We start from the raw sequence: 25,589 nt of genomic DNA, 5'->3' as shown, positions 1-25,589 counted from the left end.
GTCAGCTTCTTCTTCGCGATGATTTTGATTTCATCCTCCGTGCTGACAATGCTGATTTCTTTACGGGCCAGCAATTCCATCAGGTCGTTCTGCGCCTGTATCTGCACCGGCCCCTGATTCGCAATGAGCTTAATACCGAGCTTACGCACAAATACGCTCAGGGCATTACCCACCCCGATGAACAAATTTTTCACCACGCTGACATCAACATTTTTACCGGCAGTGGCTATCAGGTTCTGCCCGGCAGATACCTGCAGATGTTGTCCGCTGGTCAGTGCGATGCCGTCCGGAGCACTCAGCAGCAGCACCGATTTTTTGAGGTCTGTCAGCTGTTGTTCCAGCAACGCTATCTGCGCCTGCAGATCGGCCGGATTCGCGGTCGCCTTCTGCGCGTCACCAGAGATGGACGTCATCTGCTCCCGGGCATCGCCCAGATTGCTGACCGCTGGCTGCATCTCCAGCACCTGGCCCTGTGCTTTCGTCTGGCCATCAGCGCTGATGAACATCCCTTTCTGTGCCCGGATGGCTCCCCAGCTGTCGGTTCTGAGCTCAAAACCCTCACCGCGCTTCTGCTTCTCCGCATCCACTAAATGTCCGAGATTCAGCTGACTCTTGCCGCCGTACTCGGTGCTGACCTTGATATGCTCTTTCCCGCGCTCATCGTCGAGGCGGATTTTGTTGTTCGCCGGTGTGCGCAGCACGTTACGTTTGTAGTTGCGGATGGTGACGTGGTCGCTGTGGGCCGAGTCGTGCAGTACGCCAGAAATGTTCGGTCTGTCCGGGTTACCGTCCTCAAAGCCAATCGCCACTTCGGTGCCCGCCAGCAGCGGCAGGTGCAGGCCGTAGGTATCACCCGCATACGGGCGGGACTGCCGTACCCACAGGCTCTCGAATCCGGTTTCCCAGTTATCACGGTCAAACAGCATGTTGACGCGATAGCGGCCATCTTTATCGATATGGCCGTAGGTATCGTTCTCGGTAGTGCTGGTGACGCGGGCCGGCAAGGTGCCGGCCATCACCGGGCGTGAGCCAGGCTCAGGGCGGAAACTAAAATCAGTGCTGTCCGGGATACCGTCGAACCTGACGCCGAAGTCTTCATCACGGCGCGCATGGCTGTGCATCGCTGTGACGACCACGCCCTGAGCAAACACCTCTGCCACTTCGTACCCGCCGGTGACTTTCAGCACCTGCCCAGGAGAGAGGGTCGGGCAGCTGGTGATGGCGCGGGTCTGCGTCTGACCATTCAGGTAGCGCTCATGACGAATGCGGGCGTAGAACGCCCCCGATTCCGGCGCAGGATTGCGGTCGTATGCGCTGCCCGGCGTCAGATAATTGTCGGCATAGTGGTAGGCATCACCGTAGGTGGTGGCATCCCCGCGAGTCGCATCGACCCGGGTGTTCATGTCTTCCGTCGCCTGACGGTAGTTGTAATCACGGGTGCTGACCTGCTTCTGCACCACGTTATGATGGCTCTCCATGCCCCAGACCGAGTCCACGCCTTTTGAATGCTGTCCTGATGGCGGAACCGATGGCAGCGTCAGGCCTTTCTCATACCCCTGCTGGCCGTCATAAAATTCCACCACGTCGATGTTCAGGCGCGTATCAGTGGTAAACCGGAACCAGATGCCCACCTCACCCAACAGACGGGTAATAAAGTGCAGGTCATCCTCGCCGTACTGCATCACCTGCTCACGACGCGGGTACTCTTTTGCAAGCGAGAACAGAAAATCCTGACCGCGCATGTTGTGGCGCTCGCGCAGAATTTTTTCCACGATTTGTGGGACCGACATGTCCTGATAAATGGCGTTCTGATGCGAACGGTCAAGCAGCGCCAGGCGTGGCTGGAGCGTCAGGGCATAATGGGTTTCATCTTTGGAGGTACTGAGGCGCTCAAAGCCGCTCACCACTCCCTGAAGGGTGCGCACGGCCTGTTGCATTTTGATGCCGTAACCCTGGTCTACCGGGGCCTGCAGCGTCAGGGAGGCCGCTTTCATCAGCATCATTTCTTTGCTGATGGCATGATCAGCGCTGGTGAACTCAATCCGGTAGCTGAACGGCAAGCTCAGGGCTTCATCGCCTTCAAACGCCAGCACATCGAGCTCTGCTGCGCAGCCCTTCACCGCCAGCTGGTGATGGTTGTGGCTGAATCTGATCGGGGGATTGTTGCTCATGCGTGCACTCCTTGTGTACGGTCAAACTCCAGCCCGATACCCTCTTCCTCACTCCAGCTAAGGCATAGCGACTGTGGTTTCTGTTTCGCAGCCATGTGGGTCAGCAACTGCTGGCTCAGCACCGGCAGAATTTGTTGATTGAGCAGGCTGTCGACGTTACGCGCCCCGGTATCCGGCAGCAGGCAGGCGGCAGTGAGTGCGTCATACAGGCTCTCATCAATCTGCGTGATCAGGCCGTAGTGACGATGTAAGCGCTTGCTGACCTGTGACAGCTTCATTTCCACGATGGTGCGCATGGCGGCCTCATTCAGCGGGCGGTAAATCACAGTCTGGAAACGGGCCAGCAGTGCCGGCTGGAAGTGGTCGCGTAAAATCGGGCGCAACAGCTCGTGCAGATCCGCTTCGGTCGCTTCCGGCTGTTCGTCCAGCAGCTGCATCAGATGATCGCTGCCGAGGTTCGAGGTCATCAGGATAACGGTGTTACGGAAGTCGATTTCACGCCCCTCGCCGTCGCGCATAAAGCCACGGTCGAAGACCTGGTAGAACAGGTTCATCACGTCGCGGTGCGCCTTTTCCACTTCATCGAGCAGCACCACGCTGTACGGACGCTTGCGGACCGCTTCGGTCAGAATGCCCCCCTGACCGTAGCCGACGTAGCCCGGCGGCGAGCCTTTCAGCTGGGATACCGTGTGCGGCTCCTGGTACTCGGACAGGTTGATGGTGATGAGTGACTTCTCGCCACCGTACAGCACATCCGCCAGCGCCAGTGCGGTTTCGGTCTTGCCGACGCCACTTGGACCGACCAGCAGGAACACACCCTGCGGACCATTCTCTGACGTCAGCCCGGTCTTCGCCGCGCGCAAGCGCTGGGCGATAGCGTTGAGTGCCACGTCCTGACCCACCACGCGTTTGCTGATTTCATTTTCCAGGGTCAGCAGCTCAGTCTGCTCGTCTTTCATCAGGGAAGAGAGCGGCACACCGGTCCAGTCGGCAATCACATTGGCGACGGTGCGGACGTCCACATCCACCGACAGCAGCGGGTTGCTGTGCTGTATGCCGTTCAGCGCCTGTTGCAGCGCGTGCGTCTCACTCTGGCGGGAGATGTCCTGGCGGCTTTCCAGCAGTTGTTCGGTGAGTTTCAGCTCCTCGCCGTACCGGGCTTCCAGTTCGTCAAGTTCAGCGATAAGGTCCTTCTCTTCCTGCTCAATGGCGGTCAGGCGTTCGCCGTGGCTCTGATTACCGACTGCGATATCTTCCAGCAGCGCCTGCTTCTCTATGTCCAGCGAGGTCATCAGCGCGCGAATACGGGTCAGCGGCTCCGGCACGGTGTCGAGGCTCATGCGCACGCGGGCGCTGGCCGTATCGAGTAAATCGACGGCCTTGTCCGGCAACTGGCGGCCCGTCAGATAACGGCGGGACAGCGTGACGGCGGCGCGTACCGCATCGTCAGTAATATGCACGCCATGGTGTTCGGCATAGCGTGATTTCAGACCACGCAGCATCAGGCAGGCCGTATCGTCATCCGGCTCGTCGACTTTCACCATCTGGAAGCGGCGCTCAAGAGCCGCATCACGTTCAAAATATTGTTTGTATTCAGACCAGGTGGTGGCGGCGATGGTGCGCAGTTCACCGCGCGCCAGCGCCGGTTTCAGCAGGTTGGCCGCATCCGCGCCACCGGCTGAATTCCCTGCACCGATAATGGTGTGTGCTTCATCGATAAACAGCAGAATGGGTACGGGCGAATGCTGCACTGCATCAATCACGTTTTTCAGGCGCTGTTCAAATTCGCCCTTCACGCCAGCCCCCGCCTGTAACAGGCCAAGATCAAGGGTACGCAGTACCACGGTTTTCAGGCTTTCCGGAACGTTACCTTCTGCGATACGTAAAGCCAGACCTTCCACCAGCGCGGTTTTGCCGACACCCGGTTCACCGACCAGGATCGGATTGTTTTTGCGACGCCGCGAGAGAATATCCACCATCTGGCGGATTTCCGTGTCACGGCCGAACACCGGGTCAATCTTGCCCTCTTTCGCTTTAGCAGTGACGTCGAGCGTGAATTTATCCAGCGCGTTTTGCAGCGCCGGGGTCAGTTCCCCCTCTTTCAGCTCTGCACCGACCGGGCGGCCGACAAATTCCACCTCACTGCCATGCTCCTGGGCCAGTTCAGCCTCAAACTGCAGCTCCGGGCGTTCATCAGATTGTGCATCCAGCAGCGGGCGTAGTCGGGACAGCTGACTCATCCCGAGCGTCAGCAATGGCCACAGACCGTCGCAGTGAGCAAGTCGTGGATTTTCCGTCAGCGCCATCAGCAGATGCACGCTGCGGATGTGTTCTTCGCCAGCGAGGGAGGCCAGTAGCCAGGCCTCCTGCAGCAGGCTCTGAATGTTGTCAGAGAGCTGTGGACGGCTGCGCACCGAACGCGACAGATTGTCGAGCCACGCCAGCAAATCCTGCCACAGTGCATCCATATCCCACTCATAACGGCGCGCCAGCACCGTCAGGTCGCCCTCGCCCTGCTCCAGCAGTTTCAGCAGCCAGTGCTCAGGCAGAATTTCCGCATGGGCACGGGTCTGGCAGAGCGAGGCAGCCCCTTCCATCGCGCGGGCACAGTACGGATTCAGACGACGTAACAGGATGGCTGGATTTTCCATTTTTCTCTCTCTTGATGGCTTCCGGGCACGCTACCGCCCTTCGCTGTTTCCCGTTCAGGGGACCAAAGCGCATGCGGTCGGGCTGGCGGCTTGTGTTTTTTTTGCTCAACGCCCGCACAGGCAGACGCTCAGCAAAAAGAAAAGCGGACAGAGAAGCTCTGCCCGCTCGTGACTTACGCGGTGGCGCGTTCGTTCCAGGAATCGGAATGAATGATGTTGCCGTCTTTGTAGGTCCAGGTGATTTTTTCGTAACGCAGTTCAATGCGCTCAAGGTGGTTGTGCTTCTCTTTAGAAGGATCCTTGATGTCATACATTTCAGGATTCACTTTCACCACTTTCACGTTTTCCAGTTTGGTGTTGAAGTACTCCACTTCCTGGCCCGCGTCGTTGATTTTGTACCACTTGAATTCCGCAGACTTGAGGGTCTGACCGGTAGTCACCGCCTTGTACAGATACGGGCTGGACGAGTCGATTTCCTTGGTGAACAGGAACGGGGTGTGGATACGGGTACCGGTCAGCTTGCCGGTGTTGTTATCGGTCGGGATGTACAGGTTATGCTCCTGAGCGACAACCTCGATGCTGCCTTCACGATCCTGAACGTCCACAGAACCTTTAATGTCCGCGCCGCCGTCGTCTTTCAGCCAAAGATAAACAGGAATTGCCATGTGATTTACTCCATTACAGTTTTATCTGCGCCATCATCCGATGACGCCTGGGGATTGCCCGGTATCTGACAGGCATCGGCCTGCGGTACCAGACTGATTTCGACACGACGGTTAAGTGCGCGCCCTTCCGGGGTGTCGTTCGTTGCGATCGGGCGGCTTTCGCCATAGCCCTGCACCGCAAAACAGCTTTCCGGTACATCACCGGTATCACGCATCCAGTTGCGCACCGCTTCGGCACGCTGAAGTGAAAGCGTCTGATTCAGTTTTGGATTGCCGGTGTTGTCGGTGTGACCTGACACCACAATCAGCCAGCCCGGTTTAGCTTTGATGCCAACCAGGGAGGTCACCAGCATTTTGGTGGAGCCCGGCTTGAGGTCGGATTTACCGGAATCGAACAGCGACATGCTGTCGAGGCGGACAATTTTCGGTACCGGTTTGGGTTTCGGCTGTGGTTCAGGCGGCGGAGGTGGAGGCATCCAGGAACGGATCGCATCCAGCACAGGCATTCGCAGACGCTCCCCCTGATACAGACCGAGCCCCATCCGCATCGGTACGCCATTGCGCGACCAATCATTCAGCTCTGCCGCATCGTCACGCAGGACAGCAACGGCATCGGCTTTGGGTCCGAAATCATGCTTCGGGATACGGTCATAGCGGGCAATATCGAAGCTCACACGCTGCAGCAGTTGGCGATTGTTCCAGCCACTACTGAGCAGCGCAGCAATGGCCGCCAGCGTGAAAATCCCGAGCGCACAACGGAAGGCTCGCCCACGCGGCGTCAGGCCTCGCCCTTCGGGCAGCAGTGGCAGGATAAAATCCGGGAAGGGGGAGATAACCGTACTGTCCGTTCCTACCGGCTGCCAGCCCGCTACCTGCTGCATCGCAGTGTGACGGGAAAGCCACGCAGTCCAGGCAGATGTGGCCAGACTTCCGGCAAGGATCGGTCCCATTCCCCACAGCACCGCGGTAGGCGCAATGACAGGAACGTCGGGGTTCTTATCCATAAAGACAGCTTTGACGTGCTGATGGAACCAGCTCATCAGGCTGTTCATCAACACCTGTTGCTGCATCGCAGGCGACCCACCGGTGGTAACCCATGTAGCGATTGAACTCGGCGCTGAAGATTCACGCCAGACCCTCACCCCTTCCCCCGGGATAGCCGCCTGCCAGAGCAGATCATTCGTCATCGCACTGCCAACCTGACCATTCAGAACCAGCGGCACGGAATGCCCGGTTTCTTTACGCAACTGGCTGATTTGCCAGCGCAAGGCCAGCAGACGACTGGTAAGGCGCTCGCTGTCGGCGTGTTTCTGTGGACAGACGCTGACCATCACCGACAGCTGGCGACCCCAGTCAGGTCGCAACCACAGTACCTGGCGGGCTGCCTGCTCCAGATCCTGATGATCCTCCACGCGGATCCAGCATCCCTGCGTGACAGTGAGCACCGGTGACTGCTGCATACATGCCAGCGGCAGATCGCCACAGACCAACACCACGGGCTGACGATAAGTGGCTTCCGGGAGGTCATCCAGACGCAGGGTGACGTCATGCTCCACACGACGACTGGCGACATACCAGAACGCCAGGATAAGCCCCAGCATCGCCAACAGAACAAGCACAGAAACCAGTCGGGACACCGGCAGGAAACCCAGGCAGACCACTGCACTCAGCAGGGCGGCCCATAACGCAAGCCCGCGCTGTTGTTCAGGACTCATTTCACGGCTCCCGGTAGCAGGGTCAGCAGCGTCTGATCCAACCAGTGATCCAGTCCCCACCAGAGTGCGGCGACTACCATCACGCTCAGGCCGATACGCACGGGCCATGACGCCAGCCAACCACCCATTCCTCGTCCGGTACGGCTTTCTGCCAGTATCGGGTGAGCCTGCGGATAGCTGAACGGCGTGACATGTTCACTGAGCGCGTTGACGAGTTTCTGGCGCTCCGGATCGTTCAGCGAGCGGAAACTGCCGAGAAACCCCAGCATCATGACCCGTTGGAAGCAGGTCACAACAGCGTGGTCGGGCGCCGGTTCACGCAGCACATCGCGCATCCGATCGCACAGCGTATCACCGGCATCCATGGTGCCAAGGAAGTGCCCCTGCAGAGGAATGTCATACCACTGCAGGCAGGCATCATCCTCCACACCGCGACCTTTGACGGCTTCATCAAGCAGCGCACACTGTGCAGTGAGAATATGCTGACAGCTGGCTTCATCGAGTTCGCTCGCTTTCAGCTCACGCTGCACGCGTTCGACATCAGCAATGCAGCGCTCCCACAACGTGCGCCCTTCTCCATCCTGAAACTTCGGACCGTGACGCAGGCTGATCACCTGCAGCCAGGTGTCCTGCAGCAGGGCATCAATATCAATCGACGCAGCAGTGCTGCGTTTAGGCTCACTCATGTTCTCAGTACCGCAAAGAGTTCAAGTTCAAGCTCGCCGAGCATGCCCGGAACGTAAAACATACAGGTGCCGCCCTGAAGCATTTCGCTGGCCAGAGGATGAGAGACATCGAGGCTGAAATACTGGTTTTCCAGACGCAGTGGGATGGCGGCCGGCACATGACGCAGGGGCATCAGGGGCACACCCACCCGTGATGAATTGACGATACTCCTGACATGATCCGGACTGCCGACCTTGCACTGGCGCGGGAACTGTTCCTGCAGCTGTGCCACCGGTATCGGTGAACGCACGGAGAGATAGTAATCCGCCCCTTCGCGCAGGCGTGGGTCATGCAGACGGGCCTGCCAGAAGTGAAGCCGGGCATCATGCTCAAGCTCAATCGCTACCACCCGCGACGGCAGGCTGGCTTCCAGCAGGTCGCCCAGTAGGTCAAAGAGCGGCGGGAAGACGTTATTCAGTTGCTCATGCTGCCAGACAGGAATAGCACTCACTTGGTGTTCCAGCGAGAAGGTCAGCAGACTGCCCGCGAGCCTTGCCAGCTCCGGATACAGACGCTCCGGCGGACTTTGCGGGTGTCGCTGAAACTGTCCGAGCACGGGTTCTGCGCTGTTCAGGGCATTGAGCAACCAGAACAGAGACACGTCAGCCACGGCAAAATCGGCCATGCGCTCGTTACTTTCACGACGCATGTCCATCAGGCGACTCAGACGGGCACGCAGTTGCATCATCAGCTGTTCCAGCTGGGTCACCAGCCAGCGGCTGCCCTGCAGAGCCAGCAGTGGCGGAAGAAAGGTTTCATCGAGTGCCCAGCTCCCCTGTGAATCCTGCTGTAGACGGGCGACCGGACAGGTCAGGTAATCACTGTTGTTCTGATGGGCGAAACGCAACGTCAGCTCGGGCTGCATCACCGCAATCTGGCGGGTATCGTCCCCAAAGGCGTTACGGACATCCCGCCAGCGCTGGCGATAACGCACAGGGCGCTCGGCCACCTCATCGGGTTTAAGACAGTTGCCGCCATTTGCCCGCAGTAGCGGAAGCGCCAGAACCACCGCCACTTCCTGTGATTCGCCCTCAAGCGCCAGCACCGGCGGCAGGGAGTCGGCATTATCCGTGTCGATAAGCGTGCCGTCGGGGAAACGGATGTGCAGATGACGGGCCTGCAGGCGGCCCAGTTTCAGTGCATCCGGTTCGAAAGTGGCATCAATCATCCCCCAGGGATGGGAGAGGCCCAGTCGGGCAATGCATTCCGCAGACCAGGCCGCGTATGCGGCCTGTTGCTGGAAGTGCTGGGGAGAGACCATAACGCCCCTGCCCCATAACGGTTGTTCCGTTTTCATTGGCTTCCTGCCTTAGCTTATGACTTGGCTTTCGGCATCTGGGAAACCAGTGACAGGTTGACGTCCATCCCTTCGACCTGGAAGTGCGGTACGGCGTACAGCTTCACGCGGAAGAAGCCCGGGTTGTCTTCGATGTCTTCCACCACCACTTTTGCATCACGCAGTGGGTGAGAGGCCTGCAGCTCGTCGCCCGGATCGGTCATTTCGGTCACCAGACTGCGCACCCAGGTGTTGAGCTCAAGCTCCAGCAGACGACGGTCTTTGGTGGTGCCGATGTTTTCGCGCTGGATAAGCTTCAGGTAGTGCGCAATACGCGACAGCAGGAAAATGTACGGCAGACGGGCATTGATACGGCTGTTGGCCGTTGCATCCGCAGTGTCATACAGTGCCGGCTTCTGGGTGGAGTTAGCGCTGAAGAAGCAGGAATAATCTCTATTTTTATAGTAGGACAGCGGAATGAAGCCCAGATTGGCAAACTCAAATTCGCGGGTTTCCGGGATCATCACTTCTGACGGGATCTTGACCTGATTGCCGGTGCCCAGATCGTACAGATGAATAGGCAGATCCTGCACGGCACCACCGGCCTGCGGGCCACGGATTTGCACACACCAGCCGTTGTTGATGAAGCTGCGAACCATGTTAGACGCAAAAGCAAACGAGGCGTTAGTCCACAGGTATTTGTCGTGATCCGGGCCTTTCACTTCTTCCACATAGTTGAAGCTGCGCACTGGCACGGTGTCCGGACCATAAGGCAGACGACCCAGTACACGCGGCATCACCAGACCGATATAGCGTGCATCGTCCGTCTCGCGGAAGGATTTCCACTTGATGTACTCCGCACGGTCAAAGTAGTTACCAATATCTTTGATGGCCGCCACTTCCTCCATTGAATCCTTGAGGAAAAATTTCGGGCCGGCTGAGCCGATAAACGGCATATGCGCTGCGGCAGACACTTTTGAAATATTGCGCAGCAGAGCGACATCCTGCGCAGAGGCATCGAATTCGTAGGCAGAAATCAGCGCGGCAATCGGCTCACCGCCCGGGGTGTCATACTCATCAATGTATGTATGTTTATACAGTCCACTCTGGATGATTTCCGGGCTGTCTTCGAAGTCCTGACGCAGGTCTTCTTTGGACATATCCAGCAGTTCAACCTTCACGTTCTGACGGAAATCAGTTTTGTCGACCAGGGATTTCACGCCGCGCCACAGGCTCTCCACAGCCTGGAATTCTTCGCTATGCATTACCGCATCCAGCTGACGGCTAATCTGGTAGTCCAGCTCTGCGATATGGTGGTCAATAAGGTTTTTATCGAGTTTTTCAACTTTTGAGCCCGCTTTCGTCAGGCATTCGAGAAATACCTGCATCCCCGCCGTTAGACGCTCATCCGCAGTCGCATCCGACATCGCCTGCGCGTCCTGCCAGATATCCAGCGCACTCAGCTCAGAGACCGGGTTCAGATTGATTTTTTCAAACAGGGACGCATAAACCCCGCCCGCAACAGGACGTTCCAGCACCACGCTTTCGCCACCAGTCGCATTCTCATTTTTTACAGACATCAGCATCTTCCTTTTTAATCCGTTAAATCATCGTGACCGTTATGGCTGTTTAGGTGCCAGAGCAGACAGCTCTGAGCGGAGTTCTGCGCTTAACGCCGGGTCGAGCAGAATTTTTTCCAGCTCCTTTCGGAAAGCCTGATTGTCCAGCAGGTTCGCTTTTAAATCGCGAAGCAGGTTACGCATGGAAAGCATTGCCTTCAGCTGAGGGATCTGTCGGGAACCTGCTCCGGGGTGAAATCTTTCATGCTCTGGAATATCAGACTGATATTGTCTTCGCTACCATCACTGGCGAGCGTGTTTTTAACGGTCAGATTGACTTTTGGGGCATATTCGGAAAGAACTGAGTCGAAATTATTCTTGTTCAAGTTAACTTTTTTGCGCTCAGACAGTGGTGCAGATTCCTGACCATTACTGAAGTCGCCCGCCACCAGTAATTTCAGAGGGAGCTCAGTTTTCTTGCTGGCTCCCCCTGTATGCAGGTCAAGCTTTAGATTAATACGTGCCTTTGGCACTTCATTCTGGAAACTATCAGCCATCTCATCATCCCTCGGTTTATCGCTGCGTGCATCTTTCAAACGAAAGTTCTTTACATGTGATAATAGAACAATGATCGACAATAGATCAAATTTACCGATCTTTAATCTATTTTAAGTAAATTCTTAGGAATTTTCCTCTAAATGTTAATAGTGAATAGTGCTGAGATGTCAGTAAAATGGACTATTACCAGCACACAAAACAAACATTTATGTCGCAGCAGTTAAAATGAACGGATAATTATTAATAAAGCGATCTTGAATTGATCTACATCAATATAAGAAAGTTAAAAACACCAATGTGCTTTCAAGGAAATGGTTTGAGATCAGAAAGAAATAAAAGGGGGCAGTAAGTCATAGCCTTGCTTCATGTGGGAAACACCGCAATAGCCATAAGGAAAGCATCAGGAACATAATCGTTTTTATGTCCCGAAAGAGAGCGTTTCATTTAATGTCAGGGCTGTATGGCGCTCCTGTCAGGCTTCAGCATGACGGCCAGGAGTGCACGGACATGGAAAACCGCCATACACGATGACAAATCGCCAGTCACAAGAAATTCAATCGGTGCAATCAGCTTGCCCTCATCCGGAAGCCTCTCAGCGTTGCCATGGTCACGATACTTCTTGCGCCAGCAAAACATGGTTGATGTTATGCAACGCCAGAACCTGACGGCGTAATACAGCCCGTCTGCCGTCTGGTTTTTCAGGGGGGTTAACTGCTGCGATGAACCCCGAACACGTGGCAGAGTGAGCATATCACCTCTATTCAGGTGGCCAAATTCAGTGTTCCACTACAAAATCCAGAGAATGTGCATACCATTTTATGGATTTTTTTATGTCCGCACTTTACCCGTTCAAAAGCCAGTATCTAGCCCTTTCTCTCGTTCTGATCGCTAACGCTGCAACTATTTTCCGGTTCCTCAAATTCACGACAAATTAATGTGGTGCTTTCCATGGGAATTGGCTCTTCTGTTAGACCACACCAGGGATGCCCATTTATCGACTGATGAAACCGGCAAAAACGGCACTCACCAAACATTCTGGCCCCCTGATTTTTCTGCATACTCCGCAGATGGGCCAGAAAAACTGTTTTCAGTTGTTCCTCAGAAAAAGCTAATGAATCCCAAGGCTCCTGCAGTGTCTTCTGCATGATGGTATGCATCACTTCACTCGCTTTGGATGTCAGAACCAGATGGACAACCCGTTTATCCTTGCCGTCATTTTCTCTTCTAATCCAGCCTTCACGCTCTAGTTTATTCAGGGACTGCGATACCGTGCCTTTAGTCAGCCCGAGGTATTCCGTTGTTGCAGCGGGCGTATTGGAATAACCATTGCATCGCGTTAAATAGAAAAGAATCTGAACCCATGTTGTGGGGAGTCCTTTCAGTTGCGGATGGCGATAAAAGCTGCCCATTTGCAGGCTCACCAGGCGTTCAAGAATATCAAAGAGTGTCACAGTTACCTGCCTCTGCTTGCCGGGATACGTGCTGGATAAGCAAACGTCCAGACTTTCTAACGATGGGGATTTACTGTCATAAATAGTATCGATTCAAAACCATATTGACAATATTTTCAGTGTGTGTGTAATATCAAATGGTATCGATTCGATACCATTTGATATTACACAAGGAAAGTCATCATGAGTAAAACAGCCGTTTTCTTTCATGCAGGTTGCCCGGTATGCGTAGATGCAGAACACCAAATCGCACTGGCACTGGATCCCGCTCAATACACGGTAGAAATCATTCATCTCGGAAATGATAAAACGCGACTGAATGAGGCCATCGAAGCTGGTGTGCAATCTGTTCCAGCCCTGGTACTGGATGGCGGTATCCCGCTTCACATCAACTTTGGTGCGTTTATTAAAGATCTGCTTTAAGGATAAAAATGAAACGTATTGCGATTGTATTAGCAATGGCTATCGCCACCTCTGCCGGTGCACATGGCAATGAGCCTCATCAGGGCGGTATTAAAACCAGCACCGACAAGGCTGTATTGGCTGAGTTTGATATTGTGCACACTAAAGTCACTACCGAAGGGAATGTTGCCACCTTCCATATGGCAGTTTCCGGCAAGGCAGGTAAAAGTAAGCCTGCAGTAACAGGTAAGCTGGCGGGAACGGAAATTTTCTCTTATGTCTGGCCGACAACGATCGATCCGTATGAAGTGGGATTTGAACATAAGGCCGGTATCCTGGCGCTGGCGGTAACATCCCATTCTGATCTGGATGATACGCCGCTGTATGATGAAAATGGCGATGGTAACCGCAACAATGATGGCGATCTGTGGCATACCCACTGGGTGGTGCTGAAGCCTAACGAGGTCTGCGGGCCTGGCGCACTGGCCGTAGTTGATATTCCTGAGGGACAAAAACCCCGGCTGCCAAAAACCTGGCCTGGCTTGCCGGTACTGTTGGACAGTCCGGGCTGGAATCCTACGCTGACAGGTGAAACTGTAGAAGTGAAAGTTCCTTTCGATAATATTGGCGTGGTCACTGCCAGCCAGTTTGATGGTGTAACTGCCGGGCTACGAGTTAATGCCTCCGTTCATGCGCCGCTACTTTGCGTCGAGGATGTATTTAAAGTGGCCTCTGGCAAGCTGACGCTGCCGGGGAAAGTAAACCAGTAACGGAAATTAACCCGCACCACAGTGCGGGTTCTGGAGTTAACATGAATATCATTCGTCATCCGCGAGCACCAGCATTGACAATTGAACGCTGGTTTAATACGTCACAGCCGATAACCCTGGAATCATTACGCGGCAAGGTCGTGGTAATGGAATCATTTCAGATGCTGTGTCCTGGCTGTGTTTCCCATGGACTGCCGCAGGTTTCACGTGTGTATGCCACTTTTCCACCGGATAAAGTGGCCGTTATTGGCCTACATACGGTTTTTGAGCATCATGAGGTAATGACCGCACAGGCACTGGAAACCTTTCTATCAGAATACCGCATCCCTTTCCCCGTCGGGGTGGATATGCCGTCTCCTGACAATGATGTCCCCCAGACCATGCTGTCCTACGCTATGCGCGGTACACCTACGTTGACGTTAATTGATCAGCAGGGATACCTACGCCAGCAATATTTTGGTCAGGTAGACGACCTCGCGCTGGGAGCAGAAATCGGGGCGTTATTGAATGAGTCGTTGTCTGTTTCCGAGGACGCGTCTATGGCATCAGGGTGCAGTGATGGGCAGTGTGCCACTACATAATGAGATACTGGATATGGCGGAGAGTTTTTTCCTGCCCGTGGGAAGGGTGAAACATTATCCCCGGGCAGTGAAAAAGAAACCGCAACGCTATGCATTACGGTTTCCATCAAAAGCTAAACTGACAAGCATTAGGAGATATACTCCGGGTTTTCGCATTTCAATCAAGCACTCGCAAAAAGATTACTCTTCCTTCACTACAATCAGCGGCTCGATATCGCTCTCTTTTTTAATCACCAGCGACTCATCGCCGCGCAGGCAGGTCCCCCCATAGTTACCGCCTACGGTGAAGGTACAAACCTGAATATATTTACCAGCAATTTTTGGCAGACACCAAAGCTGCTGATAAATGTTCTTCTGCTCGGCAAACTTACCGCTGGTTTTATCCAGTAACTCTTCCTGATGGCTCACCAGATCGATGTTGCTGCCACAACGTCCTGCAATAGGTTTCACTGCATAACCGGTTTGCGCCAGCTCTTCATTAACAGTGAAATCAGTATCAAGCAGATAGCGGTGGTGTGGGAACAGTTGCCACAGGATCGGCAGAATCGCTTTATTACCAGGGATCACCGTCCACAGAGGTTCAAAGACCAGCACTTCCGGGCGCAGCAACACGTCGATTAAACGCACTTCCTGATTCGTATGCCCGGTACGAATTGGTACCGCGGCGTACTCCGTTTCACTGACCTCTCGCACCTGCTCAATCGCGGTTTCCCACGCCCAGGTTTTCCAGACGCAGTTCACCAGACGACCGTCCCCGTCAATCAGCTGACCGGCGTCATCCCAACGTAGCTCATCGAGGCCACGCAGAATTTTACTGTCAAACCCGGCCTGACGTAGCGCCTGCTGCATAAACTGAGCGTGGTAGTTTTCCTCTATATCTTTATCCTGCATGATGTGGACAAAAGGACGCGCGCGGCTGTGCTTCCAGGCCCCCGCCAGTTCGTTGATCAATCCTTCAGCTGGGTTGTGTCCCTGTCCTGTATAGCCCTGCTCGGCCCATCTTTCGAGGATCAAACCAGCTTCGGTATGGCACGATGCGGAATCGGCGTTGTACTCATACACCTTCAGTCCGCGTTCATCCATACAGAAATCCATACGTCCCGTAATCATATGATGCCGACGACGCTGCCAGGAAAGGCGCAGACGCGGCCAGAGGATTTTCGGGATATCGAACAGCGCCAACAGGTTGTCATCTTTCAGCACTTTGTCGGTCGCGTGCAGATACATCAGGTGCAGCTCGTTGGTGGCTTTGATCAGCTCCTGCTCTGCACTCTCGGTAATGGTGAAGTACTGATGCGGATCCTGATTAATAACGTGGCCGTTCGCCAGCACGTAGGCTTTCTGCAGCGGGTCCTGTTCATCAAGCCATTTACCGTCAAACTGCCCGTTATCTTCCAGTCGCGCGCCGCCAATTCTCAACGAGTCGTTGGCGATCTCCGGCTGCGGCAGGCTGTCACGGGTATCATCGGTCTGGATCATCCAGCCAAGGATGGTGGTGTCGTCAAAGGTATCACGCAGGGTGTAACAACCGTTTTCAACCACCATCTCCAGTTCGCGGGTCCACTGCTGTCCGGGAGGCAACGGCGTATGGAGCACGTTCTGTTCGGCAATACGGATTTTGTTTTCCAGCAACTGGGTGACGACCGCCACATGGCCGGTATCGTTAAACTCACCGCCTTTTTGCCAGATAAGCAGAGCACCGGCTACCGGCGCGCGGGGTGAACCATTCGGAAATGCCTGTAACGGCAGGATATTGTCATTCACCACTTCGCGTAGAAAGCGTAAGGAAAAGATCTCCCAGGCCATGCCCACATCGGTGAAAACCACGCCATAATTAAGGAAGAGAAAGCGGCGTGCGAACTCTACGCACTGCCATTTGTGGCCCATGTATTCGTCGTCGATATAGCTGCGAAATGCCGCATCATCGTCGTAGTCCCGTGGGTCGAGGGAGCTGTAATCTGAAGAGTAGATTGCTACGCCGCCTGGGGCGTAGCCCAATAATGTCCCGAATGGGGCATCCTGACTGGTCGTTCCTTTGCTCATGCACCTTACCTCAAAACAATACAGCCTGAGCAGGTTGGCGTGAATTTTTCGCTCTGATTGCCTGCTCTGCGACACTAACCGGACAGAGGTCAACATCATCATACACCTCAACGCAGCGGCTGGCGCTCAGAGGCGAAAAATTCACAGCAGGAACTACGCTTTTGTCACGGTGACCGGTACGCTTTTATACGCCGGAGTCAAACTTTGTGTGTCCACCGCATCCAGCGAAAGCAGGACATTCGCTTCTGGCAGATAAGCGCCTATTGAGCCCACCGCCATGTTGTAAATCACCACCGTCAAGCCGCACATAATACGATCCGCACAGGGCTGGCCGCGGTCGTCCAGCGCCTGAACGTTGACCACATCTCCCTGGCTCAGATCGCGAGTCGCCGCTTCTTCAGCGCTTAAAAACACCACATCCCGACGACCGGTAATGCCACGGTAGCGATCGTTCATACCATAAATAGTGGTGTTGTATTGATCGTGGCTGCGCAGCGTCGCCAGAACCAGTGCATCGGCAGGCTGATTCTCTCGCTCTACCGCCCGCTGATGGCTGACGATAAAGTTGGCTTTACCATTCGCCGTTCGCCATTCACGGCGCGAAGCGGGCGTATCCATACGAAATCCGCCCGGCTCGGCAATACGGGCATTGTAATCGTGGAACGCCGGGATCACGGCTTCAATGGCGTCACGGATCAGCGCGTAGTCCCCGGTTAACGCTTCCCAGTTGATCGGCGAAAGCGGCAGAGTAGCGTGTGCCATGCCCGCCACAATCGCGGGCTCCGATTTTAACCAGCGGGAAGCTGGCTTCAGCGCGCCGCAGGAAGCGTGGACCATCGACATCGAGTCTTCGACGGTCACCGACTGGATCCCCGTCGCCTGAATGTCGCGCTCCGTTCGACCTAATGCAGGCAGCAGATAATTATGCTTTGCCAGCAGCAAATGCGATCTGTTCAGCTTGGTCGCAACATGGACCTGCAGATCCAAATTTTTCATCGCCGCAAAGGTACGCTGCGGCTGCGGCATCGCCACCGCCAGATTGCCACCCATGCAAATGAGCGCTTTTGCCTCTCCCCGTTCGATGGCCCGAATACTCTCCACGCTGGAGCGGCCATGTGTACGCGGCACACGGATAGAAAAATGCGTCTCAAGGCGTTGCAGGAAGTCTTCGGATGCCGCTTCGTTGATCCCCACGGAACGGTCGCCCTGCACGTTAGAATGACCGCGCAACGGGCAGATCCCCGCCCCCGGCTTACCCATATTGCCTTTCAGCAGCAGCAGGTTTACCAGTTGCTGGACGTTCTCAGTACCGTTTTTATGCTGGGTGATGCCCAGACCATAACAAATAATAGTGGCACGAGATTTACTGTAGCTGTGTGCCAGGTCCTCCATCTGACTGCGCGTCAGGCCCGAGTCCTGTTCCAGCTCCGCCCAGTTATGCTGACGTAAGTCATCATACAGCGCTGCATATCCAGCGGTATGCTCATCGATAAACGCATGATCGAGTGTCGGTTGCTGATCCAGTAAGATCCGCGCTTCATCCATTTCGATCAGCGCCTTCATGATGCCTTTGAGCAGCGAGGCGTCACCGCCCATTTTTACCTGGTAGTAGTCGTTGCTCAGCTGCGTCGACTGACCAGTGAACATCTCTTTCGGGCTTTGCGGGAAACTAAAGCGCTCAAGCCCCCTTTCGTTCAGCGGATTGATAGAGATAATTTTAGCCCCGCGTTTGGCAACGTCGCGTAAGGTGGTCAGCATACGTGGATGATTAGTGCCAGGGTTATGCCCGATACAAATCACCAGATCGCAATGGTCAAAATCGTCAAGTTCAACGGTCCCTTTTCCAAGGCCAATGGCCGGCGTTAGCCCTGCGCTGGTCGGTCCGTGGCACATGTTTGAGCAATCAGGAAAGTTGCTGCTGCCATATTCGCGGGCAAAAAGCTGATACAGGAACGCCGCTTCATTTGACGTTCTGCCGGAGGTGTAAAACTCAACCTGCTGGGGTGAATCATAGCTGCGCAGACGCTCGCCTATCTCCTGGAAGGCGATATCCCAATCCACCGCCTGCCAGGTATCTGATGCTGCATCGTATTTCATCGGATGCGTCAAACGACCGATATTTTCCAGCTCATAATCGCTGTAGTGCCAGAGTGTGGAAACCGGGTGACGGCTGAAAAATTCCGGTGACGCTTTTTTACTGGTTGTCTCCCAGGAGACCGCCTTAACGCCATTTTCGCACAGCTCCATTGGCGCACGGTGCCCTGGGTCCGGCCACGCACAGCCCGGACAGTCGAACCCTTTCACCTGGTTCATTTTGAACATCGCGATAATGTCGCGGGCGACAGCCTTTTGCGAAAACACCGAAGCAGTGACGGCTTTTACCGCGCCCCACCCACCCGCCGGGCCCTGATAACCGCTTACTCCTGGAACACCATTTTTCATTATTACTGCTTATTCACCGCCAATTTTTAATGGTGAATACGGTAGCAATTTCCGTCCAACATTGATTTCCTCTTCATGGAGTACGGAGCGGGTACAATGAACGGGTTAGATTTATCTTCCCCTTTCAGCACAAAGCGACATAAAGTCCCAATCTGTTAAATTGAGTTCTACCTAACTGCTACACTGCATCAACACAACCACTCAGAAGGCAGGTCAATATGTCAGACAATACCTATCAGCCCGCGAAAGTCTGGACGTGGGAAAAATCGAACGGGGGCGCATTCGCCAATATCAACCGCCCGGTTTCCGGAGCCACCCACGAGAAAACGCTGCCGGTTGGCAAACATCCGCTGCAGCTCTATTCGCTGGGTACGCCAAACGGGCAGAAAGTGACGATCATGCTGGAGGAGTTGCTGGCGCAGGGGGTGAAGGGCGCGGAATACGATGCCTGGATTATCCGCATTGGCGATGGCGATCAGTTTTCCAGCGGCTTTGTTGAGGTGAATCCGAACTCGAAGATCCCAGCGCTACGCGATCACTCGCAAAACCCACCGGTTCGCGTATTCGAATCTGGCGCAATCCTGCTCTATCTGGCAGAGAAATATGGTTATTTCCTGCCGCAGGATTTGGCAAAACGCACCGAAACGCTGAACTGGTTGTTCTGGTTACAAGGCGCAGCGCCGTTCCTCGGCGGAGGCTTTGGCCACTTCTATAACTATGCTCCGGTAAAAATTGAGTACGCTATCAATCGCTTCACCATGGAAGCCAAGCGCTTACTCGACGTGCTGGATAAACAATTGGCGCGACATCAGTTTGTGGCCGGAGATGAATACACCATTGCCGATATGGCGGTCTGGCCATGGTTTGGCAATGTGGTTCTGGGCAACGTCTACGACGCAGCAGAGTTCCTTGACGCAGGAAGCTACAAGCACGTACAACGCTGGGCAAAAGAGATTGCAGCGCGTCCGGCGGTTAAGCGTGGTCGTATTGTAAACCGCACTAACGGACCGCTGAACGAGCAGCTTCATGAACGCCATGACGCCAGCGACTTCGATACCCATACCGAAGATAAGCGTCAGAACTAAAATAAATCGCCGGATGGCAACCGCTATCCGGCAATTTCATTCAGGATTTGTCACGCGCTGGTGACGTCGTACTCCATGCGGCGAAGTGCGTCTAACGTGGCTTTAGCTTCATCTTCATCAATGATGCTCATGGCGAACCCTACGTGCACCAGTACCCATTGCCCGACCAGCTCAGCTGTATCACCTTCACAAATCAGGGCAATATTGACATCACGTTTGATGCCGCACACTTCAACCTGCGCAAGCTGGTGAATATCTTCACCAACGGCCAGAACCTGACCAGGGACTCCAATACACATATCTGACTCCGCCCCATAGCAACCTATGGGTTATTCGACTTCAATACTTTTCACTTTCAGTGAATCGCCAGCATCAACCCGCAGGCGATCGCCCTGACATTGTGGACACTGCGCATCATGCTGGGTGATTTCCACAACCTGACTGCAATCCCAGCACCATGCCTGGGCTGGCTTGTAATCAATATGCAGCTCACAACCCTGAGCCAGCGTCCCCTGACAGACGATGTCGAAACTGAAACGAACGGCGCTCTCTTCAACGCAGGAGAGCGCCCCGATTTCCAGCCAAACACCGGTTACACGTTTGACACCGTGCTGCTCTGCCTGCTGTTGAACAATCTCAACCGCGCTCTGACAAAGGGACAGCTCATGCATTTTCGCAGTTCCGACGACCCAGCAGCAACGCGCGGCGATTAAGCTGCGGCGCATTCGGATCGCTAACCGGCAGCGATAACAGCATTCGCGCGCAATCGTCAGTCAGACGCATGCCTTCTTGCGCCGACATACTGTGCGAAAGCGGCGACATCAGTGAGCAGGAAAGGTATTGCGATACGCCCTCCAGTTCACCAACGGTAAAGGTCATCTCGCCATACGGCAGACGCAGTCCGATTTTTTCGCTGACTTTACGCACCGGCCAGATCTGGTCCGGTCCGGGGAAAATCAGTGCGCTGAGCATCCAGGGCGTGATAACACACCCCGTCCACTGTCCTTCAAACAACGTAAATTCAGAGACATATACTGGCATGTTCGGATGCAGGAAAGAGAGATCGTGCATTGAACGCCGGGCAACCTCTTCAAACGCTGCCTGAATTTGCATCTTCGGGGCCGTCTGAAAACCGACAAACTCCTCAGACATGAGCCGCCTCCCGCGGGATCGCTTCAACACCTGATTCGCGAAGCGCGGCAAGAACCTGCTCAAGCGCAGGTTCAATCATCGCTTCAACCGTTGGCGTTAGTCCGATATGCGGCTCCAGCGATTCCGGAATAACACCGACTAACGTCAGCTTTTTCGGAAACTCGCCGGTGAAACGCATGGCCGACAATACGTCGGCCAGACCAAGCTGGTGCGGTGAGATTTTGTTAGTAAACAGCGCCGGGATCTCTTCATCCCGCAGGACCATCATCGTTCCTGGCGTGTTTTTCTTCGACACAATGGCGTCAGCAATGATCAGATGATCTCTGTTCGCCATATCACCGAGAAGCTCCATCCCAGCCGTACCACCGTCCAGAACATCAACAAAGTCTGGCAGGACGTACCGTTGTTCTAATGCTTCAACGATACGTACCCCGATGGCTTCGTCGGTCAGCAAAATATTGCCGACCCCTAAGACTAATATCCGCATTACAGAACCTTAACTGAGACCACTTCGTTCCCATCAACGTCCACCACATGCACCGCACATGACATACAAGGGTCGAAGGAGTGAATGGTACGAACCACTTCCAGCGGTTTGTTTGGATCGGCAATCGGCGTACCTACCAGCGAGCGCTCATACGGTCCCACTTCATCATTAAAGTTACGTGGGCCAGAGTTCCAGGTTGACGGTACTACCGCCTGGTAGTTGCTGATAATGCCATCTTTGATCACCATCCAGTGAGACAGCATACCGCGCGGCGCTTCGAGGAAACCGACACCTTTAAATTCACCCGTTGCCGGGATATCCGGTTTCACGAAGGTGGTGTGGTCACCTTTACCGATGTTCACAATCAGCGCGTTGTACTGATCCTGCAGAACGTTCTGCAGTTCACAGCAGTGAACGGTACGGCCAATAATACGGCCCAACGTAGAGTGCAGCTGTGACACTTCGATAGTTTTACCGGTCAGCTTGGTGTAAATCGCGATGATTTCATTCAGCTTGGCATGGGTAGACTCGCGTTTGGCCGCCAGTTTACACAGCATGTTGGCCAACGGACCCACTTCAACCGTTTTACCGTAGAAGGTCGGTGCTTTAACCCAGGAGTACTTGCCGTCATCTGACCAACCGGTGTAATCAGGAACCGTTGTGCCTTCCCACGGAGCCTGCGGCGCTTCGTCTTTGTACCACGCGTGTTTCGCACTCTCCTGAATCCCTTTGATCAGGTACTCATCGGAGTGAGAGGTGATCGGACGATAGGTCGACAGATCTTCATTGGTGATGTAACCCCCCGGGAACAGGAAGCTGCCGTTTTTACCGTCAGTCGGGAATTCCGGTGCGCTCAGATAGTTAACCGCACCTTGACCACGTTCCAGCCACTCAGGGTAGAACGCAGCAATAACTGCGGTATCAACCTTGTAAACCTGCTCAACGAAGTCGCTCAGCTTATCGATAAAGGACTTGATATACATCAGGCGCTCGAGGTTCAGCACGCCAAGGCCGTCGAGGTTAATTGGGTTAGCAACCCCGCCTACCGCCAGGTTCTGAATGTGCGGCGTTTTACCGCCCAACAGCGCCACAACACGGTTAGCATCACGCTGGCATTCCAGCGCCTGCAGGTAGTGAGCGACCGCAATCAGGTTCACTTCTGGCGGCAGCTGCATCGCCGGGTGACCCCAGCAACCGTTGGCAAAAATGCCTAACTGACCGCTGGCAACAAGGTCTTTGATCTTGTTCTGAACCTTAGTGAACTCTTCTGCGCTGTTCAGGTGCCAGGAGGACACGCCGTCCAGCATGGCAGACGCTTTCGCTGGATCTGCTTTCAGTGCAGAGGTGATATCCACCCAGTCCAGCGCAGAGAGCTGATAGAAGTGAACAATGTGGTCATGCGTGGTGTGCGCGGCCAGAATGATGTTACGGATATACTGTGCGTTCACCGGAACATCAATATTCAGCGCGCTTTCTGCTGCACGAACGGAAGAGATAGCGTGAGTGGTAGTACAAACGCCACAGATACGCTGCACAATCATCCAGGCATCGCGTGGATCGCGGTTTTTCACGATCTCTTCCATGCCACGCCACATGGTACCGGAAGCCCATGCTTTAGATACCACGCCATTTTCGATTTCGCAGTCGATGCGTAAATGACCCTCAATACGGGTTACCGGATCAATAGTAATTCTCTGGCTCATGCTTTGCTCGCCTCATGACGATTTTGATCGTTTTGTTTTAAAGGAGGAAGTATCGGCAGTAGACGAATGAGTACGATGTATGCACAAATCTCAATAGCCACAAAACCAATAGAAATCAACAGTTCTTCCCAGGTCGGGAAGTAGTGGTAGCCACCACCAGGATTGAACGCCACCAGCGAATAGGACAGACGCCATGTCGCACAACCCAGCAATGCGCTCAGCGCAGACAGATACAGCATACGCGAGTCGTTACGCAGCTTAGTGACGCGCAGCACCACCAGCGGGAAGACCATCAGCACGACTTCAATCCAGAACATAAGGGAGTAAAGATCGCCTGAGAACGCATAGGACAGCTTGTCGCGATAGATCAGTTCGCCAAAGCGCAGAACCACGAAAATCGCCAACAGCACGCTGATGGTATTCGTCAGCTTGATGAACAAACTTTTCTCATCCGGACCATTACCTTTCAGCCCGGCTTGTACCAACGAGCCTTCAAAGATGACGATCGAGAAGCCCATAATAAAAGCGGTTAATACGGAGAAAAGCGGCAACATTTCATAAGCTTGCCATAGCGGATGCACTTTATAGCCCGCAGAAATCATCAATGAACCCATTGAAGACTGGTGCATAGTTGGCAGCAGCGCGCCAAGGGCAATAATAAAGAACATCACTTTGTTCAAACGCTTGAGAGAGACTTTCCACCCCAGACGTTCAAACAGAGCCGGAGCAAATTCCAGCGCCATGATGCCGATATAGATGGTCATACAGACCGCCGTTTCGAACAGTACCGAGTTCACGTTGAAGTGGCCCGGAATGTAGAAATACGGCAGGTTCCAGTAACGACCGACGTCAATGGTGATCGACAGACCACCCAGCGAGTAGCCAAACAGGCTCGCCAACAGCGCCGGACGTACCAGTGGATGGTATTGTCCTCTGTTGAAAACATACACCGCCCACGCCAGAGCCCAGCCACCGCACGCGAAGCCGGTACCAATCAGCAGGTCAAACGCGATCCATACACCCCATGGGAAACCGCCGTTCAGATCGGAGACTGAGCCCAATCCGAAGACCAGACGTTTCACGATCAGGAGCATACACAGGACGATAAGCGGCCCAAAAATAATGACCGGTTTGCTGATTATTTTTCCGCCCAGCGGTTTAGGATCATGACTCATGATCGTCTCCTCCATCGTGATGGTCGTTTTTCGTGTTACGACGAACCAGCACGGTTAAGCCCGCCAGCGCAGCCAGGGGTAATATCATGCCCTTGTACAAGGAATGTTGAACATGTTCGGAACGCGCACCGGTTGAAAGATCATCCAGTTTCGGCAGATCCAAATCCTCGTAAGGAACGCCCGTCAGTACCATAACCTGTGTGCCACCACCCTCTTTCTCGCCGTACAGATGGGGGTAATACTTCGGTACCGTATGCAGATAGGTATCGCCTGCTTTCACCGTCTGACGCGGATAGTGGTATTCGCTGCCAGGCTTCAGCGCGAGACGTTTTTTCGCCTCAGCCATCAGCTCTTCACGCGTACCAAAAATCACCGCACCAGCAGGGCACACTTCAACACAACCCGGTAAACCGCCTTTATCCAGACGCTCAACACCTTTCTGGTTACACAGTTCACATTTGTGAAGCGCACCAAACGGGTTGTTGTAGTCATACTTAGGCACATTGTACGGGCAGGCGACCATGCAGTAACGACAGCCCGTGCAGACATCTTTGTCATAGTGGACGATGCCAGTTTTCGGATCTTTCTTCAGCGCGGAGACCGGGCAAACGGAGACGCAGTTCGGATCGACACAGTGCATACACTGCTTCTTAATGTATGCGTAGCCGTTTTCTTCCTGGTCTTTGTTAACGCCTGTTCCGCTACGCCACACCTGGATGATGTTATTGGTATACGGTGACAGTTTGTCGTTGTTCGACCAGGTCTGCTCGCCTTCCGGGTTACGCGCCGGGAAGTTGATATCCTGACACTTGGTGACACAGGCCTGGCAGCCTACGCACAGCGTCGAGTCATAGAGCATCCCAAGAGAACCAGGGATCGGCGGACGGTTTTCTGCAGCCGCATGGCTGATGGACGGCGCAGCGCCCAACAGCAATGCCCCGCTGGAGGCTGCTTTAATAAAGTTACGTCTGTTCACG

The 25,589-nt window shown here is 54.4% G+C and carries 21 protein-coding genes and 2 pseudogenes; 4 read left to right on the top strand and 19 right to left on the bottom strand.

The features are described 5' to 3' along the window. The 10 genes and pseudogenes from OGV75_RS03740 to OGV75_RS03695 all read right to left on the bottom strand — a co-directional run. Positions 1–2,171: type VI secretion system Vgr family protein (locus OGV75_RS03740; protein WP_286480353.1), on the bottom strand; the 2,171-nt coding region annotated here is incomplete at its 3' end. Further along, positions 2,168–4,822 (bottom strand): type VI secretion system ATPase TssH, encoded by a 2,655-nt coding sequence (tssH, locus tag OGV75_RS03735; protein ID WP_286480352.1) that lies wholly within the window; start codon positions 4,820–4,822, stop codon positions 2,168–2,170. The genes tssH and OGV75_RS03740, both read right to left, overlap by 4 nt. A 173-nt stretch (positions 4,823–4,995) precedes the next feature. Next, complete coding sequence (hcp, locus tag OGV75_RS03730; RefSeq protein ID WP_024558534.1) at positions 4,996–5,487, bottom strand: type VI secretion system effector Hcp; 492 nt, start codon at positions 5,485–5,487, stop codon at positions 4,996–4,998. A 5-nt stretch (positions 5,488–5,492) separates the two neighbouring features. Continuing rightward, positions 5,493–7,202: an OmpA family protein gene (locus OGV75_RS03725; protein WP_286480350.1), complete on the bottom strand. Its 1,710-nt coding sequence runs from the start codon at positions 7,200–7,202 to the stop codon at positions 5,493–5,495. Continuing rightward, positions 7,199–7,888, bottom strand: a complete 690-nt coding sequence (gene tssL / locus OGV75_RS03720) for a type VI secretion system protein TssL, short form (RefSeq protein WP_286480349.1) — start codon at positions 7,886–7,888, stop codon at positions 7,199–7,201. Before tssL ends, OGV75_RS03725 begins: the two co-directional genes overlap by 4 nt. Continuing rightward, a complete protein-coding gene (tssK, locus tag OGV75_RS03715; protein ID WP_053388769.1) occupies positions 7,885–9,225 on the bottom strand; it encodes a type VI secretion system baseplate subunit TssK in 1,341 nt (446 codons plus the stop codon). The genes tssL and tssK overlap by 4 nt, the downstream gene beginning before the upstream one ends. Positions 9,226–9,242: 17 nt before the next feature. Further along, positions 9,243–10,790 (bottom strand): type VI secretion system contractile sheath large subunit, encoded by a 1,548-nt coding sequence (gene tssC, locus OGV75_RS03710; RefSeq protein ID WP_053388768.1) that lies wholly within the window; start codon positions 10,788–10,790, stop codon positions 9,243–9,245. A gap of 33 nt (positions 10,791–10,823) precedes the next feature. Continuing rightward, positions 10,824–11,320: pseudogene (gene tssB / locus OGV75_RS03705) on the bottom strand (type VI secretion system contractile sheath small subunit). A 579-nt stretch (positions 11,321–11,899) separates the two neighbouring features. Continuing rightward, positions 11,900–12,073, bottom strand: a pseudogene (locus OGV75_RS03700) (IS3 family transposase); the annotation flags it as partial. Positions 12,074–12,184: 111 nt separating this feature from the next. Further along, on the bottom strand, positions 12,185–12,772 hold the full coding sequence (locus tag OGV75_RS03695; protein WP_053388766.1) for a MarR family winged helix-turn-helix transcriptional regulator: 588 nt from the start codon (positions 12,770–12,772) through the stop codon (positions 12,185–12,187). A gap of 183 nt (positions 12,773–12,955) precedes the next feature. Between OGV75_RS03695 and OGV75_RS03690 the strand changes: the two genes are divergently transcribed. The 3 genes from OGV75_RS03690 to OGV75_RS03680 are packed head-to-tail and all read left to right on the top strand — an operon-like array spanning position 12,956 to position 14,525. Then, positions 12,956–13,195: a thioredoxin domain-containing protein gene (locus OGV75_RS03690; RefSeq protein WP_053388765.1), complete on the top strand. Its 240-nt coding sequence runs from the start codon at positions 12,956–12,958 to the stop codon at positions 13,193–13,195. Between the two features lie 8 nt (positions 13,196–13,203). Then, entirely contained in the window at positions 13,204–13,944 is a 741-nt protein-coding gene (locus tag OGV75_RS03685) for a hypothetical protein (RefSeq protein WP_053388764.1), read from the top strand. A gap of 41 nt (positions 13,945–13,985) precedes the next feature. Further along, positions 13,986–14,525, top strand: coding sequence for a redoxin domain-containing protein (locus OGV75_RS03680; RefSeq protein ID WP_053388763.1), 540 nt, complete (start codon positions 13,986–13,988; stop codon positions 14,523–14,525). A gap of 180 nt (positions 14,526–14,705) precedes the next feature. On the opposite strand, the gene gss is transcribed toward OGV75_RS03680, so the two are convergent. Both gss and OGV75_RS03670 read right to left on the bottom strand, forming a co-directional pair. Continuing rightward, complete coding sequence (gene gss, locus OGV75_RS03675) at positions 14,706–16,568, bottom strand: bifunctional glutathionylspermidine amidase/synthase (protein ID WP_047358635.1); 1,863 nt, start codon at positions 16,566–16,568, stop codon at positions 14,706–14,708. 153 nt (positions 16,569–16,721) lie between these two features. After that, positions 16,722–19,010: an FdhF/YdeP family oxidoreductase gene (locus OGV75_RS03670; protein WP_101700277.1), complete on the bottom strand. Its 2,289-nt coding sequence runs from the start codon at positions 19,008–19,010 to the stop codon at positions 16,722–16,724. Positions 19,011–19,228: 218 nt separating this feature from the next. Between OGV75_RS03670 and yghU the strand changes: the two genes are divergently transcribed. Further along, positions 19,229–20,095 (top strand): glutathione-dependent disulfide-bond oxidoreductase, encoded by an 867-nt coding sequence (yghU, locus tag OGV75_RS03665; protein ID WP_080859488.1) that lies wholly within the window; start codon positions 19,229–19,231, stop codon positions 20,093–20,095. Between the two features lie 50 nt (positions 20,096–20,145). On the opposite strand, the gene hybG is transcribed toward yghU, so the two are convergent. From hybG to hybA, 7 genes are read right to left on the bottom strand one after another with little or no spacing between them, the layout of a single operon-like run. Continuing rightward, positions 20,146–20,394: a hydrogenase maturation factor HybG gene (gene hybG, locus OGV75_RS03660; protein WP_003024459.1), complete on the bottom strand. Its 249-nt coding sequence runs from the start codon at positions 20,392–20,394 to the stop codon at positions 20,146–20,148. A gap of 30 nt (positions 20,395–20,424) precedes the next feature. Beyond that, on the bottom strand, positions 20,425–20,766 hold the full coding sequence (hypA, locus tag OGV75_RS03655; RefSeq protein WP_016157467.1) for a hydrogenase maturation nickel metallochaperone HypA: 342 nt from the start codon (positions 20,764–20,766) through the stop codon (positions 20,425–20,427). Then, positions 20,759–21,247 carry a hydrogenase-2 assembly chaperone gene (gene hybE, locus OGV75_RS03650; RefSeq protein WP_016154490.1) on the bottom strand — a complete coding sequence of 163 codons (489 nt, stop codon included), beginning with the start codon at positions 21,245–21,247 and terminating at the stop codon, positions 20,759–20,761. The genes hypA and hybE overlap by 8 nt, the downstream gene beginning before the upstream one ends. After that, positions 21,240–21,734 carry a HyaD/HybD family hydrogenase maturation endopeptidase gene (locus tag OGV75_RS03645; RefSeq protein ID WP_286480348.1) on the bottom strand — a complete coding sequence of 165 codons (495 nt, stop codon included), beginning with the start codon at positions 21,732–21,734 and terminating at the stop codon, positions 21,240–21,242. Before OGV75_RS03645 ends, hybE begins: the two co-directional genes overlap by 8 nt. Beyond that, entirely contained in the window at positions 21,734–23,437 is a 1,704-nt protein-coding gene (gene hybC, locus OGV75_RS03640) for a hydrogenase 2 large subunit (RefSeq protein ID WP_114681208.1), read from the bottom strand. Before hybC ends, OGV75_RS03645 begins: the two co-directional genes overlap by 1 nt. Beyond that, on the bottom strand, positions 23,434–24,612 hold the full coding sequence (gene hybB, locus OGV75_RS03635; RefSeq protein ID WP_016154492.1) for a Ni/Fe-hydrogenase cytochrome b subunit: 1,179 nt from the start codon (positions 24,610–24,612) through the stop codon (positions 23,434–23,436). The genes hybC and hybB overlap by 4 nt, the downstream gene beginning before the upstream one ends. Beyond that, complete coding sequence (hybA, locus tag OGV75_RS03630) at positions 24,602–25,588, bottom strand: hydrogenase 2 operon protein HybA (protein WP_003828357.1); 987 nt, start codon at positions 25,586–25,588, stop codon at positions 24,602–24,604. Before hybA ends, hybB begins: the two co-directional genes overlap by 11 nt. Position 25,589 lies beyond the last annotated feature (1 nt).

The organism is Citrobacter sp. Cb028 (genome assembly GCF_030336705.1).
GTDB lineage: Bacteria > Pseudomonadota > Gammaproteobacteria > Enterobacterales > Enterobacteriaceae > Citrobacter > Citrobacter braakii.
This window is presented reverse-complemented; position numbering and strand designations above follow the sequence as displayed.